The following is a 13,993-nucleotide window of genomic DNA, read 5'->3' on the forward strand; positions in this document are numbered from 1 at the left end:
GTTCGCGTATGACGGATACGACGGAGACGATTTCGCTCGACGTACTCCTGTTGCCCGCCTTCGCGGCGGACGATTTCGAGATGAAAAAAGACCTCCCCGACGAGTTCGAACGGTGGCTCTCGACGTACGAGTTCGAGAACTCTGCATCGGTTCCCGGCGCGAACATGCCGATTTACTACACCGACGACGGGATCGGAATCACGTCCACCGGGATGGGGAAACCCGAAGCGGCGGCGACCGTGACCGCCATCCTCGCTTCGCGGAAATTCGATTGCTCCTCGGCGTACTTCGTTACGGTTGGCGTCGCGGGGACGCCGCCGGACGTGGGAACGCTCGGGTCGGTGTTCGTCACCGACGCCATCGTCGATTGGGACAAGAAGCATCGCTGGGCGGCCCGCGACGGCGAAACGGAAGCAGAGCGGAACCATCCCCTCGAACTGTTCTCATATCGACCGCACGATTACGTCTATCACCTGAACGACGAACTCGTGGCGATGGCCCTCGAAGCGGGGAAATCGGTCGAGCTACGCGATTCGGGGGCTTCGAACGCGTACCGGGATCACTACTCGCAAGACGCCGCGCGGGCGGACCCAAGTGTGGCCGTCGGAACGACGCTCTGTAGCGACGAGTTCTGGCACGGCGAAACGGTCGCCGAGCAGGCCCAGTGGCTCGTGGACGAGTACGACGCGGGAACCTACGCGACGACGGAGATGGAGGAGATGGGAACCGCGACCGCCCTCGACCGATTCGGGTTGCTGGACAGATATCTGAGCGTCCGCGGCGTCGTCAACTTCGACCGGCCGTACGACGGTCAGTCGATTCGGGAGAGCCTCCACGACGGCGTGGAGAAGGAAACGTTCGACGCCACGCTGGACAACGTCGTCAGCGTCGGAGCGGCCATCGTGGACGAACTTCGCGCCGATGGTGCGGAGTTCGACGGATAGAACTTACCGTCCCAACCGACCGCGAACCATCGAGAGTCCGGTCTGAAGGCGGGATGGGCGAGCCACAATTGCCATCTCCGTTTCGGTCAACTCGAAGTCGAAGATGTCGAGATTCTGTTCCAGGTGTTCCTCGCTCGTGGATTTCGGAATCGTGATGACCTTCTCCTGTTGTGTCACCCATCGAAGCGCGACCTGTGCGGGCGTCTTGTTGTACTTGTTCCCGAGTTCGGTGAGCACGTGATCGTGCATGGCTCCGCCGTGTGCGAGCGGACTGTAGGCCGTCAATAGCACGTCGTTTTCCTGGCAGTATTCCAGTAGCTCTTCCTGCGGGTTGAAGGGGTGGAACTGGACTTGGTCGGTGAACACGTCCACCGTCGCTTTCTCCCGCGCTGTTTCCAGTTGCTCCGCGTCGAAGTTGCTCACGCCGATGTGCCGCGCCAATCCGTCGCTCTGGAGGTCCGACAGCGTTCGCATCACCTCTCCCGTCGAGGCGAGCGGGTTCGGCCAGTGGATGAGCAGCAGATCGACGTATTCGGTACCGAGTTTCGTCAGACTCTCGTTGACGGAGTTCACGATATCGGCCCGTTTGCGGTTCATCGGCCACACCTTCGTCGTCAGGAAGATCTCGTCACGGTCAACGTCCGAGTGTTCGATGGCCTGCCCGACCTCCCGTTCGTTGCCGTAGGCCTGTGCGGTGTCGATGTGTCGGTAGCCGAGGTCGAGCGCCGTCGAGACCGCATCGCGGCACGTCGAACCTTCCATCCGCCACGTTCCGAGGCCTATCTTCGGAATCTCCTCGCCGCCCATCGTCTCGTACTCCATGTGCTGTTGGTGGACGGACAACGGTAAATATCGACTGGCGGACTGGTGGGGTTCGGGTCGATCGCTCCCCCTCGTACGTGTTTCGAGGCTTCAATCGGTGCCGAACGTGACGGTGCGCCCCCAACTGTCGAACTTGCCCCACAGGCCGGAACGCATGCATTCGAGTTCGACGACTTGGGAGTTGTCGACGAACAGGTTGACGTTCGGGCCGAAGTTCTTGATGTACCACTCGAACATATCGGGGGCAGGTGCTTCGAACACCAGGTTTTCGATACCCAACTCGTTGGCGATCTGGAAGGCCACGTCCGTGCGCCATTCCGTGACTTCCTCGGTGATTCCTTCCGCTTCGACCATCAGTAATTCGGCACCGGCTTCGAGGTGCCGCTTCCCTTCCTCGATGGCTTGCTCGGGACTCTGCTGTCCGCCGCGCTCCAAGTCCTCCGGATCGGAGGCACCGCCCGCACCGAATTGGACGTTGATCTCGGGTTTCGGCTCGATGTCGTACTGCTGAACGAGTTCTGTGAGCCGAACCATATCGTCGGTACCTGTCGCAAGGAACCCGCTGGAAATCTCGACGATGTCGAAGCCGAGGTTCTCCGCTTCCTCGATGTACTCCTCGACCTTGTCGTGGTCGCGCACGAGGACGTTCTCGATGAATCCGCCGGTCGAGACCTTGACGTCGTGTTCGTGACAGATGTCGATGAGTTCGGTGACGGCGTCCTCTGGCATCAGCGCAAACGATCCACCGCTGAATTTGTAGATGTCGATGTACCACCCCATCGTTTCGAGGATGTCCTTCAGTTCACGAGGTCCCATCGGGTCGTAGTATGGCCCCCGCATCTCGGTGATACCGGTCTCACGCGGTTTGTCTGGTCTGTCGTTGTGATGTAGGAAGTCGAACGCTCGATTTTCTATAGGCATGGTTATTGGTGGAACTATGGTTGTCGGTTACGGGGCGATTCGTGGCTCGTTACTTTGCAGAAAGTCGAATACCCTGTCGGTCATGAAACCCCCGAACGGGCTACGACGAACAGCTACAAAAGGAATTGGGCGGCACGCGTTCGTTGGACCCGGTCGAGAACCGAACTCAGTCACGGGTGTGGACGTAATGTATCATCCCGAAGACGACGATACCGGCGATCAAACCGGTCGGAATCCCGACCAGTAACGAGGGCCAGATGCGCTCCCGAAGGAGTTCCGTCACGAGCACGCCCACGACGAGAAACGAGAGCACCGCGATACCGACTTCGATCACACCGTCCTGAACGTTCATCGTTCAGTGATTCCGCTATCAAGTAGTAACGATTTCGCACGTCCGCTGCTGGAAAACGTGGGAGCTTGGTATCTTCCGTGTCGTTCGCTATTGCCCGGTGGTTACAGCGGCACCCACGGCGGGTCGCCGATGTGGTCTATCTGTTCACCTTCCGGAAATCGGGTAAACTCGTTTTCGTGACAGCCCGCACCGTAGCGTTCGACGTGCCACGCAACGTGGTCGCCCGCTCCGGCGTCCGGGGAACAGCTAGTGGCGACCGAATCGGGGTGCTGCGGCGACGGTGCTCCCGAGAGGACGCCGACGCTCGTCATCGACGAGAGGACGACGACGAGAACGACCGCGGCGATGTGTACTCTCCGACTCGAACTCCTACGCCGTTCATCGCGCTCAGTCGAGTCGTCCGCGTTGGCCGGAATTCCTTCGTGTATGGTCATCGCTGGATGAAATGACGGATCTATCGTGCTTTGTTATTTGGCGACCACTCGACGCACAACACCGATTACTGGACGTCGTGACATCGACGGCCGGAAAAATTGACAAGTTGGATATCAGTTGGGGATGTATCCCCTGCGGTCAGTACCGCGTTGAAAGTTTAGTTTTCCTGTTCGTTCCAGTTGCCTGCTCCGGACCACGCGGCTTGCGTGTTGTCGTTGCTCTGGGCGCTCGCCTGAACCGAGTACGCGTTGCCCGATTCGGCTTCGCCACCGTTCCAGCCGACTGCAGCGGAGATCGCGTAGCTGTCTTCCTGCGAGTTGGCGTTACCCTGTGCGACGTACTGCTCTTGGTCTACGTGCGAACTTGCCCACTGGGCACTGTGCTGGGAGTCACCTGCGTGATGGTGTCCGCCATATGCAGCCGCGTTACCGGCGAATCCAACTGCGAAGACACTTGCCACGACGGCCATCACGAGCAGCGTTCTAATTCCTTTTTTCATTGTATCTACCTTTGGACGACACCGGCACGTTGCCTGTGTTCGTCGTCCACTTTCTCGTGTCGCCGCAACTGTATTTCAACCCCTGGTACCGTTTTATCGAACGATTCGTCGGGTACCATTCGGCTATCCATTCTCGAATCGAATAAGCGCGACATGACGCCTGAAGGGCCAAAATTCAGGCCTTTCAGACCGAGATCTCCGAGAGACCTTATCCGATAAAGCCAAGCCGACCGGATCTGTAGTGTCTGCCAATCGTCAGTATTGTCGAACTGACGGTCGAGTTATATGCTATCCATTCACAACATATACGCCGAGTAGCCTCACACGAATCACGATATTACCCCGGACTACCTCTGTCAGTCCAACAGTTCCACGAGGTCGGCGACGGTGTGTTCGTCCATTCCGCGTACCGTGCCCACGATTTCCTCGCGCCGTGCGTCGTCGTACACGCTCGCTATCCGGTCGAACTTCGATTCGACCTGTTCCCACGACATCGAGTTGTTCGGATGCCCCGCGAAATCGTCCTTCTCGACCCGGTAGGTCGTGCCATCGTCCATCTCGATGTCGATATTGGCTGGCATCTCACCCGCCTCGAAACGGTCGGTCAACGCCTCGTCCTCCTCGACTTCGACGGTTCGAAGCAGTTCTTGAACGTCGTCCCGCTGAATTCTGTCGGGATCGTACTGTGCGTTGGTCATCTCGCGGTCGATGAGCGCGGCGGCGAGCATGTACGGCAGGGAGTGGTCGGCCTGCGCTTTCGTCTCGACTTCGTAGCGCGACCCCTCGCCGCCGCCGATGATGAGCTTCGCACCCGCGAACGTGTCGAGACGGATCGACTCGACGTGCTCGGGGTCGATGTCCTCCTGCTCGGCCACTTCGATGATCCCCTCCACGGCGGATTGGGCGTACGTCTCGGCGACGTAGCGTTTCGTCATCACGTCGTGGACGCGCTCGCCCGGCGACAGATCCACGTCGAACTCCCCGGAGACGATGTGCTTCCACCCCTTCTGGCCCTCGAAGAGGTTCGTCGGCCCCTCCACGCCGTTCTTCGCCAGCATCGCTGAGTAGACGGCGTTTCGGGCGGCGTTCGCGGAGGCGAGTCCCTTCCACTCCGAGATCCCTTCGGTTCGCGTTACCCGGAGGGCGTTGTGCGCGGTCCCGGCGATGCCGATCGCCGACCGGGTTTCCTCCCGACTCAGGCCGAGCAGTTTCGACGCCCCCGCGGTCGCCGAGATGACGGTATGGGTGACGTGGTCCCACCCGCGGTCCCGAACCGGCGCGTTCCACGCCAGTTCCGCCTGTATCTCGTAGGCGATGGCTATCGCGGCGATGAGTTCCTCGCCGGTGCTATCGGCGTACTCACCGCAAACGATCGCGGCCGCGATGTTGTCGCTCGGGTGCGGCGTCTCGCCGGGCGCGAGAAACGAATCCATGTAATCGAGGTAGCGAACGTACGCGGTGTTCAGCATGGTCGCATCCGGTGGGGACGCATTGCCTCCACCCCAGAGGGTGCAATCTCCCCCATCGTTCATCTCCTCGACGGTCGCCCGCACCGCTTCCACGGGTTCCTCCCCCATCGCACCCACGGCGATTCCAACCGAGTCGAGCACGCGTTTTTTGAGTTCGTCCACCGTGTCCGCCGAGAGGTCGTCGTAGCTTGTTTCCGCCACGAAATCCGCCAGTTCGGCTGTCGTCGTCATGGGTCATGTGGGCAACGGGCACGGGTAAAAATACAGTGGGCGAGTTGGTCCGGGTCGAGCGACGGACTGCAAGCGAGCACGGCAAACCCGGCGACCCAGGCGATCCCGGCGACAGTTTCAGTGCACGCCAAACCGTTATGCATCTCGCCGCGAATTCCGACCGGAATGAAAAAAGTTGCAATCGAAAACCCCGATGAGGACGAGGGTTGCTCACGGTTTTTCCAACCGCTCTCGGAAGCGCTCGGGACGACCGGCCTCGCGATCAACTACTTCGAACGCGCTCCCGGCGAACACGTCGGTCATTGCTACCACCGTCACCTCGAACAGGAGGAGGTGTTCTACGTGCTCACGGGGACGGCGACGTTCGAAACCGAGGACGGTGACGTCGTGGTTGCTTCGGGTGAACTGATACGGTTCGCGCCGGGCGAGTGGCAACAGGGACGGAACAGCGGCGACGAACGACTCGTCGTCCTCGCCCTCGGCGCGCCGCGCGACGACGAACCGATGGAACTCCGCCGCACGTGCCCGTCGTGTGACGAGCGGACCCCGGCAGTCCCCGAGGAGATCGATGGCGGAGTCGCGTTCTATTGTGGAACGTGTGGTGCGGAAACCGGGAGATACACCTGACCAGCGAGTCCGGGAGCGTTCGTGTGTCACCTTCCTCCTGATCTCGCATTTACTGACCAGTCAGTAAGTTACATTCTGATCGCCTATCGTCCGTTACGAAACGAAAGAAGATGTTGGATACACGCCCGATACTGGCCGCCTCCGGTCAGTGGTGACGAAACCAACAAGTTAAATGGGGAGTTAGACCTATGACTGTCCGATGAGTACATCTACACGAACAGTTACGGATCGTTTTTCCCCTGCCGTTCTGGCGACGGCGTTCGCGACGTTCGTCGCGTTTCTCGGAATCGGCGTCGTCGACCCGGTACTTCCCATTATCGGCGACAAGATGGGCGCGTCGGGAGCGGAAGTCGAACTGTTGTTCACCACCTACCTGATCGTGATGGCGGTCGCCATGCTCGTGTCGGGCGTTTTGAGCGCCAGATTCGGCAATAAACGAGTCATCATCGTCGGTCTCGCCATCGTCGTCGTGATGGCGACACTCGCAGGACTGTCGAACTCCATCACCGAACTCGCCATCGTGCGCGGCGGGTGGGGTTTCGGTAACGCGTTGTTCACCTCGACGGCACTCGCCGTCATCGTCGGCCTCGCGGAGGGCGGGACTGAAGAAGCCATCATGCTGTACGAGGCGGCGCTCGGCCTCGGCATCGCGGGCGGCCCGCTTCTCGGCGGCTATCTCGGTTCGTTCTCGTGGCGCTACCCCTTCTTCGGTACGGCGACGCTGATGGCGCTCGCCCTCATCGTCTCGCTCGCCTTCCTCCGTGAACCGGAAGGAAAGGAGCAAGCGACGCCCGCGGACATGATCATGGCGCTGAAAAATCCGCCCGTGCTGGTCAACGCCCTCATCGGTCTCTGTTACAGCTTCGGGTTCTTCACCATCCTCGCGTACTCGCCGCTTACGCTTCCGGACCTTTCGGCCACGGCGCTCGGCGTGACGTTCTTCGCGTGGGGTGCCCTCGTCGCGGTCTCCTCCGTGTTCGTCGTGAACTGGTTGACGAGCAGGTTCGACGCATCGAAAGTGCTGTTCGCTGACGTGCTTGGGATGGCCCTCGTCCTCGCCGCGGCCGGATTCGCGGAAGGACAGGCGGAACTACTGCTCCCAGTCATCGTGATTTCGGGTATCTTCTGCGGTATCGCCAACGCGATGTTCACGACGTTCGCCATTCAGGTGTCGCCGTTCACGCGCTCGGTCAGCAGCGGCGCATACAACTTCCTGCGGTGGTCGGGTGCGGCCATCGCGCCGGTCCTCGCCGGATACTTGAAGGACGCCTATTCGCCGGGAGTCCCGTTCTTCGTCGGCGCAGTCGTCGTCTTCGTCGGCGCGGTCGGTCTCTTCGGCGGTGGATCGTTCCTGCTCAACGCCATCAACCGAAACGCGGCGGAGCACGTTTCGGCTGACTGATCACCCCCGATCATTCTCCATCTTCGCGCTGACACCGCTCCAGCCGATGCTATCGACCCTGAAAACGGACATCGGCGGAATCGAGGCGGTATCGTATCGAACTTCGCGTAAGGCGAGAAAACCGCCGCCGGTAGAATATCGGGACCGATCGAACTACTCGTCGCTATTCGTGGGGAAGCGATATGATCGTCGTCTCGCCCGAGAGCACCTGTCTGTCGGTTTCCGCGCTGATTTCTACCGTAAGGCGGTCCTCTCCCAAATCCTCGGTAACGGCCGCGGTTGCGCTGACGGTTTCGCCCGGCCGGACGGGGTTTTCGAACTCCAAATTTTGCGAGAGATAGACGATGTCACCGGGAAGCGCCGCGAGCGCGGCGCTGACGACGCTGGCCGTGAGCGCGCCGTGGGCGACGCGGCCGCCGAAGAGGCCCTCTTCGGCGTACGCTTCGTTCACGTGAAGCGGGTTTTCGTCGCCGGTGAGAGCCGCGAACTGGTCGATGTGTTCCTGTGTCAGTTCCAACGTCGCCGTTTCGGCGTCCCCGACTGATGCGACTGGCATATCCGAACTCGGTTCCGCGCCGGAATGAATCGCCGGGTTAACATGTGAAACAGGGGGTTGATTACGCGAACACGCGTCGCCCTATTTATGCCATTTACCGACAACGACGGCGTCTCGCTCTTCTACGAGGAGGGCGGTCCGACGGACGCCGAAACCATCGTTTTCGTGGAAGGACTCGGCTACGGACGATGGATGTGGCGTTGGCAACGCGAAGCGTTCGAGGACGACTATCACGTCGTCGTGTGGGACAACCGCGGAACCGGAACGTCCGACACGCCGGACGGCCCGTATAGTATCGAGGAAATGGCGAGCGACCTCGAAGCCGTCCTCGACGCTGTCGGCGTCGAATCCGCCCACGTCGTCGGGGCGAGCATGGGCGGGATGATCGCCCAGGAGTACGCTCTCGATTACGACCGTGCGGAGACGCTGTCCCTGCTCTGCACCACGCCGGGCGGCGAGAACGCGGTACCGACGCCGCCCGAGACGCAGGAGAGGATGTTCGACGTGCCCGAGGGGTACGACGAACGCGAGGCGATCCGCTACAAGATGGCCCCCGCGATGACCGACGAGTTCGCCGCGGAACACGACGACCTCGTCTCCGACATCGTGGACTGGCGTCTGGAGGGCGATGCCTCCGACGCGGGGAGGGAGGCACAGGCCATGGGTGTGATGAACTTCGACGACAGCGACCGACTCGATAAAATCTCGATTCCGACGCTCATCGCGCACGGAACCGCGGACCGCGTGCTTCCGGTCGAAAACGGGGAACTGCTCGCGGAACTGCTTCCGAACGCCGAACTCGAACTGTTCGACGGCGGCCCACACCTCTTCTTCATCGAACAGGCCGATGCGGTAAACGACCGACTCCGTACTTTCATCGACGATGCCTGATCACTCCACACGACCGTACGACTGGGTCGGCGCGTGGAGCGAAAAACGGGCGCAACTCTCACCCGAAAGGGTCGGGTTGGTGGACGCCACGACGGGCCAGCGCTACACCTATCGGGAACTCGACCGCCGGGCGAACCGAACCGCTCGTCTGCTCCGCGAGCACGGGGTCGAAAATGGGGAACGTGTCGCCGCTATCTCCCGAAACCGACCGGAGCTCATCGACTGTTTCTTCGGCACGGGGAAGACCGGTGGCGTGCTCGCGCCGCTCTCACACCGCCTCGCAGCGGGCGAACTGGTCCAGATGCTGAACGACGTGGACCCGGAACTGCTCGTCGTGGAGGAACCGTTTTCGACCCTCGCGAGCGACGTGCTCGCACACGACGACCGCGAGTTCGAGAGTTCGGTACTCCGTCTACCCACGAGCGATTCGGACTCGTTCGCCGAGTCCGAATCGCAGGTTTTGGAGGCCAATTCGTGGAATTCGGCGCTTCCGGCGGACGATTCGCCGGTCGAGACGGCCTCGCTGTCGATGGACGACCCGCACCTCTTCCTGCACACGGGCGGTTCGACGGGGGTCCCGAAGGAGACGGTCATCACGCACGGGTCCATCGTTTGGAACTCGTTCAACACGATTACGGCGTGGGGGCTTCGCCCGGAGGACGTGACGCCGATGGTGTTCCCGCTGTTCCACACCGGCGGGTGGAACGTGCTGACGGTTCCACTGTTCCACCTCGGCGCGCGGGTCGTCATCGCCCGCGAGTTCGACCCCGAATCCGTCCTCCGGATGGTCGAATCCGAGGGTGCGACGGTTCTCGTCGCGGTGCCCGCCATCCTGCGGATGATGTGCCGTCACGACGAGTGGGAGGATACCGACCTCTCGACGCTCCGCTTTGCCAAGAGCGGCGGCGGCCCGTGTCGCCATTCCGTGATGGAAGCGTGGTGGGACCGCGGCGTCGAACTCTCGCAGGGCTACGGCCTCACGGAGTGCGGCCCGAACAACTTCACCCTGCCCGACGGGTGCCCCCACGAGAAATCCGACAGCGTGGGCGTCCCGGCGATGCACGTCGATGCCCGCGTCGTGGACGACGACGGCGAACCCCTCACCGGCGAGATCGGCGAACTCGAACTCGCTTCGCCCCACGCCGCCGACCGCTACTGGAAGAATCCCGAGGAGAGCGCCGAGACGTTCGGTATTCCTGTGAGCGAAGCGAACGGGAGCACGGAAGGCGAGCGGAGCGAGTCTTCCGGCGACTGGGTTTCGACAGGAGACCTCGCGCGCGTGGACGACGAGGGGTACGTCTACATCGAAGGCCGGAAGAAGAACATGTACGTCAGCGGCGGCGAGAACGTCTACCCGGCCGAAATCGAGGACGTCATCGCTGACCATCCGAAGGTCGAGGAGGTCGTCGTCATCGGCGTCCCCGACGAGAAGTGGGGACAGGTCGGGAAGGCCGTCGTTCAGGGGGACGAGTCGCTCACGCTTTCGGACGTGGAGGAATTCCTAGACGGTAAACTTGCCCGGTTCAAGCGCCCGCGCCATCTCGCGTTCGTCGATGAAATGCCGATGTCCGGACCGTCGAAAATCGATCGGGAAGCCGTTACGGCGGAGTTCGGCGGGGAGTAGACTGGAATTCCGTTTTCACGGAAGTGGCGAACGGTTCGGATCCGAGGCTACCAGTACTGGTTAGTTAGTTGAAAATAATGCGACGTTCATGAAGACGATGCGCCCGGAAAATCCGTCGATATTCATACCCGGTATGGTAGTCTTCGGAATGGTGACGTGGCTACTCGTCGGTCTCTTATTTTCGGGTGACCCGGTCGATCAGGTGGTTTCGGGTGCCCAGACGGGGTTCCTTCTCTCCCTAGTCTTCATCCTCGAACGATGGATAAGACGACGGATATCGACGTAGTTGATCCGCGTGAGAGCTTTCGGCTTTTCTGGAGCGCCGCCGAAGTTTCCGTTCCTGCAGAATTTCGGTGGGGAACGGGCTTCAAGGGTGAACGATTCGGTGCACACCCCCATCTTCCAACATTTATTTGATTGTGTGAAACAAATATCGGGTATGGTGGAATTCAACCTCCAAAACCCGTGGATTTTCGTTCCGGTCATGGTCGTGATTTGGGCTGTCATCTGGGCGGCCATCGGGACGCTCGTCTTCGACAAACAGGGGTCTTACCAGTTGTTCATTGGTGGTCTAGGTGGCCTGGCGTTCGGACTCATGACCGTCTATCTCCGCCGAGACGAATGGAAAGCGCCGAAAAATAATTCCTAGTTTCGTTTTGACGTCGGTACGACTCCCTGACCGCCCTCGATTACCTCGCTCGGAAATCGACTGTCAGTAATCATCTCCCTTCAACAGATAAGAAAACTATTTTAACTCGTCTTACGTATGGTTCGCGGTAACAGAGTCAACGATAATGATAGACCTCACGATGGACATGGAGCAGTACGACTGCCCGTTCATCGACACCTCGGACGACTACGGGGTGACGTACTCCGCCGTCCACTGGGATTTCGACCGCTCGGCGGAGGAGTTGGAGACGCGACTGGTCGTGGAGGGGGAGGACAGGAACGAACTCGAACACGGGTTGCAGGCGCTCCGCGAACACGACAACATGCACGGCTGTTCGCTGCTGTCGAAGCGGGACAACGTCGCGCACATCCGTACCGTCATCGGACAGACGGAGGCGATGGAAGCGATCAGAAACCACGACGGCTACATCACCGGCCCGTTCTACATCGAGGACGGCCACGAGTTGTGGCACGTCGGCTTCGACCACGAGGACGTGGCCAACGGCGCGCTCTCGGAACTCGAATGGAAGAACGAGTTCGACGTGGTGTCACGCGAGACGCCCGACCTCCCCGACCTCCAGAACCTCGTACAGAACGCCGGGGCCGCGATGACGCTCATCGACGGTTGTCGTGACCTCTCGGACGTCGAGCGCGAGACGCTGGAACACGCGGTTCGGGACGGCTACTTCCAGAGTCCGCGCTCCGCGACGCTCGGCACGCTGGCCGACGAGTTCGGCGTCTCGAAACCGGCCGTCTCGAAGAACCTGCGACGCGGCCAACGAAAGATGATCCAGCGCGTCGTGGACGCGCTGGAACTGCTCGACTGATCTTATTCCTCGAACGCGTCCCGTAACCGTGCGCCAGCGTAAGCCAGAAATTCGTCGGTCCGGTCCACGGCGCCGACCATGCTCGCAAAGCCGTGGATCATCGCCTCGTAGTTGCGGTGCTCGACCGGCACGCCGTCCTCCGCGAGTCGGTCGGCATAGGCGATTCCCTCGTCGCGGAGTGGATCGAAACCGGCAGTCACGACGGTCGCCGGTGCGAGACCGCTGAGGTCGCGTGCCAGCAGAGGGTACGCGTACTCGTTTCGCGCGTCGGACGGTCGGGTGTGGTACTGTTCATCGAACCACTCCATCGCGTCGGCTTCGAGCAGGTAGCCCGTGGCGTTCTCCTCGATGGAATCCGGTGCCGGTTGGACCGGCGAGCGGACGACCGGATAGATGAGCAGTTGGTGGGCGAGGTCGGGGCCGCCGCGGTCCCGAGCGGCCAGCGCGACGGCGGCCGCGAAGTTCCCACCTGCACTGTCGCCAGCGACGGCGATTTTGTCGGAATCGACGCCGAGGACGGCGGCCTGTTCGCTCGCCCACGCGGCGGCGGCGTAGGCGTCCTCGAACCCGGCCGGGAAGGGGTGTTCCGGCGCGAGTCGGTAATCAACGGACAGGACGACGCAGTCGGCTTCGTTCACGAGTCGGCGACAGATGGGGTCCACGCCGTCCAAGTCGCCCAGCACGAACCCGCCACCGTGGTAGTACACCACCAGTGGTCGGTTATCGCCATCACCGTCGGGTTGATACAGTCGAACCGGAATCGGCTCGTCCGGGCCTTCGATCTCGAACTCCTCGATCTGCCCGACCGATTCCGGTTGGGCGAGGGTCGGCCGCTCCTCCATCATCGAGCGGGCGGCCGAAACCGTGAGGCCACGACCCTGTAACCGGGCGGCCGTGGATTGACCCAGCAGCGAGAGGACGTCCTGCACCTGTGGGTCCGGTTCGTCTACCATGTGATCCGTCCGTCCTTTTGACGATCGATAAGTGATTCCTCCATTTCCGTGTACATTGCTGTCCTCACGGGTAATTATTTGAACGGGGAGCTATTGGAGGTTGGGTGTGTTCCGGAGTACTCCTGGCGACCGCGTCGGAACGACCGACGGACGATCGTTCGAACGTGTGTGTCGTCGTGGGAGTCGGTTCAATGGTCGCTTAGATCGTGCCAACGGACGGGAAACGGACACAAATGGGAACGTACCGATGAAATGTCGAATACGTCGCCGCCGCTCGGGGGATGTGGTCCATCGAAACGGCTTCCATCACCCGACCGATCCCTTCGAATCGAAAAATACGATGTTCGCGTATTAAATCGGACATTCCCATGGGAATATAACGTGGAAATGACTCCCTCAGATACGATCTGATTTCGTGAACTGACGGGGGAGGGAAATAGGGTCGTCCCCTCTGCGTATGCGGGGGAAAGATATGGCAACCGAAGAAACCGAACAGAACGTATCAACCGAACAAGAGGACAACAGATCGTTGTTCGTCCGGTTCACGGAAGAGTACGCGGAAGAGGAGTTGGCAATCCTCCTGATCGCCGCCGGTGTAGTCATGCTGATCATTCCGCCGTTCCAACCGATCGGCATCGCATCAGTCCTCCTCGGCCTCGCCGTGTGGTTCACGGATTGGCTGTGGGGATGATCGAAGGGTAACACTGGGGAATTGCCCGCCGAATGACCACGTCGGCAGTTCGATGTGGTCTCTCGTTTTGGCATTATTTT

16 protein-coding genes are annotated in these 13,993 nt (G+C 60.9%); 8 read left to right on the plus strand and 8 right to left on the minus strand.

Going from position 1 to position 13,993, the window contains the following annotated elements; translation table 11 throughout:
- Positions 1 to 8: 8 nt before the first annotated feature.
- Positions 9 to 944, plus strand: a complete 936-nt coding sequence (locus NKF26_RS16685; RefSeq protein ID WP_253234620.1) for a purine nucleoside permease — start codon at positions 9 to 11, stop codon at positions 942 to 944.
- Positions 945 to 947: 3 nt separating this feature from the next.
- Here NKF26_RS16685 and NKF26_RS16690 read toward each other — a convergent pair whose 3' ends face one another.
- From NKF26_RS16690 to NKF26_RS16715, 6 genes are all read right to left on the minus strand, one after another.
- Positions 948 to 1,766 carry an aldo/keto reductase gene (locus NKF26_RS16690; protein WP_253227710.1) on the minus strand — a complete coding sequence of 273 codons (819 nt, stop codon included), beginning with the start codon at positions 1,764 to 1,766 and terminating at the stop codon, positions 948 to 950.
- Positions 1,767 to 1,856: 90 nt separating this feature from the next.
- Positions 1,857 to 2,687, minus strand: coding sequence for a phosphosulfolactate synthase (locus tag NKF26_RS16695; RefSeq protein WP_253227711.1), 831 nt, complete (start codon positions 2,685 to 2,687; stop codon positions 1,857 to 1,859).
- 166 nt (positions 2,688 to 2,853) lie between these two features.
- Entirely contained in the window at positions 2,854 to 3,039 is a 186-nt protein-coding gene (locus tag NKF26_RS16700) for a hypothetical protein (RefSeq protein ID WP_253227712.1), read from the minus strand.
- A gap of 101 nt (positions 3,040 to 3,140) precedes the next feature.
- Positions 3,141 to 3,473 carry a hypothetical protein gene (locus NKF26_RS16705; RefSeq protein WP_253227713.1) on the minus strand — a complete coding sequence of 111 codons (333 nt, stop codon included), beginning with the start codon at positions 3,471 to 3,473 and terminating at the stop codon, positions 3,141 to 3,143.
- Between the two features lie 158 nt (positions 3,474 to 3,631).
- Positions 3,632 to 3,973, minus strand: coding sequence for a hypothetical protein (locus NKF26_RS16710; protein ID WP_253227714.1), 342 nt, complete (start codon positions 3,971 to 3,973; stop codon positions 3,632 to 3,634).
- A 356-nt stretch (positions 3,974 to 4,329) separates the two neighbouring features.
- Entirely contained in the window at positions 4,330 to 5,673 is a 1,344-nt protein-coding gene (locus NKF26_RS16715; protein WP_253227715.1) for an MmgE/PrpD family protein, read from the minus strand.
- Between the two features lie 165 nt (positions 5,674 to 5,838).
- Here NKF26_RS16715 and NKF26_RS16720 point away from each other — a divergent pair, with 165 nt between their 5' ends.
- Both NKF26_RS16720 and NKF26_RS16725 read left to right on the plus strand, forming a co-directional pair.
- Positions 5,839 to 6,300, plus strand: a complete 462-nt coding sequence (locus NKF26_RS16720) for a cupin domain-containing protein (RefSeq protein ID WP_253234621.1) — start codon at positions 5,839 to 5,841, stop codon at positions 6,298 to 6,300.
- Positions 6,301 to 6,499: 199 nt separating this feature from the next.
- Positions 6,500 to 7,702: an MFS transporter gene (locus NKF26_RS16725; protein WP_253227717.1), complete on the plus strand. Its 1,203-nt coding sequence runs from the start codon at positions 6,500 to 6,502 to the stop codon at positions 7,700 to 7,702.
- Positions 7,703 to 7,865: 163 nt separating this feature from the next.
- Here NKF26_RS16725 and NKF26_RS16730 read toward each other — a convergent pair whose 3' ends face one another.
- Positions 7,866 to 8,258: a MaoC/PaaZ C-terminal domain-containing protein gene (locus tag NKF26_RS16730; protein WP_253227718.1), complete on the minus strand. Its 393-nt coding sequence runs from the start codon at positions 8,256 to 8,258 to the stop codon at positions 7,866 to 7,868.
- A gap of 87 nt (positions 8,259 to 8,345) precedes the next feature.
- Between NKF26_RS16730 and NKF26_RS16735 the strand changes: the two genes are divergently transcribed.
- The 4 genes from NKF26_RS16735 (at position 8,346) to NKF26_RS16750 (ending at position 12,269) form a co-directional block, all read left to right on the plus strand.
- A complete protein-coding gene (locus NKF26_RS16735; RefSeq protein ID WP_253227719.1) occupies positions 8,346 to 9,149 on the plus strand; it encodes an alpha/beta fold hydrolase in 804 nt (267 codons plus the stop codon).
- Entirely contained in the window at positions 9,142 to 10,773 is a 1,632-nt protein-coding gene (locus NKF26_RS16740) for an AMP-binding protein (protein WP_253234622.1), read from the plus strand. Before NKF26_RS16735 ends, NKF26_RS16740 begins: the two co-directional genes overlap by 8 nt.
- Positions 10,774 to 11,212: 439 nt before the next feature.
- Positions 11,213 to 11,422, plus strand: coding sequence for a hypothetical protein (locus NKF26_RS16745; RefSeq protein ID WP_253227721.1), 210 nt, complete (start codon positions 11,213 to 11,215; stop codon positions 11,420 to 11,422).
- A 145-nt stretch (positions 11,423 to 11,567) separates the two neighbouring features.
- On the plus strand, positions 11,568 to 12,269 hold the full coding sequence (locus NKF26_RS16750) for a helix-turn-helix domain-containing protein (RefSeq protein WP_253234623.1): 702 nt from the start codon (positions 11,568 to 11,570) through the stop codon (positions 12,267 to 12,269).
- A 2-nt stretch (positions 12,270 to 12,271) separates the two neighbouring features.
- Here the strand turns inward: NKF26_RS16750 and NKF26_RS16755 are convergent, their stop codons facing one another.
- A complete protein-coding gene (locus tag NKF26_RS16755; protein WP_253227723.1) occupies positions 12,272 to 13,222 on the minus strand; it encodes an alpha/beta hydrolase in 951 nt (316 codons plus the stop codon).
- 472 nt (positions 13,223 to 13,694) lie between these two features.
- Between NKF26_RS16755 and NKF26_RS16760 the strand changes: the two genes are divergently transcribed.
- Positions 13,695 to 13,913, plus strand: a complete 219-nt coding sequence (locus NKF26_RS16760; RefSeq protein ID WP_066148865.1) for a hypothetical protein — start codon at positions 13,695 to 13,697, stop codon at positions 13,911 to 13,913.
- Positions 13,914 to 13,993 lie beyond the last annotated feature (80 nt).

Origin of the sequence: Haladaptatus sp. AB618, assembly GCF_024136965.1 — an archaeon.
Lineage (GTDB): Archaea > Halobacteriota > Halobacteria > Halobacteriales > Haladaptataceae > Haladaptatus.